Genomic DNA, 307 nt, shown 5'->3' on the forward strand with positions numbered 1-307 from the left:
GGGCTCAAGTGAAATGCTCCCTAGCACATCTATCATTTGTTCTTCGTTTATATCATTTCCAATATAACTTTGTAACATAATTCCTTCTTCCTCAAAATAGAGAAAAATTACTCTATTAAACATTAAATCTTTATTACCATTTTCTCTATGAACAATTACTGCCTTCTTACCATTTATCTCTTTTTCTTCATAACTTTTCGAGTACAGAGTTGGAAAATCTGAATTCCCTCCTACTCTCCAAAGAACGAATGAAAATCCCCCCATTGCGTAGTTATCTTTAAATGAATATTTCATAGCACTATCATCA

Annotated in this window: 1 pseudogene; it reads right to left on the bottom strand. The window is 31.9% G+C overall.

What is annotated here, in order from left to right:
- Positions 1-307 (bottom strand): annotated as a pseudogene (locus ACSG5Z_RS30420) (DUF4367 domain-containing protein); the annotation flags it as partial.

It is taken from the genome of Bacillus pretiosus, assembly GCF_051294775.1.
GTDB lineage: Bacteria > Bacillota > Bacilli > Bacillales > Bacillaceae_G > Bacillus_A > Bacillus_A wiedmannii.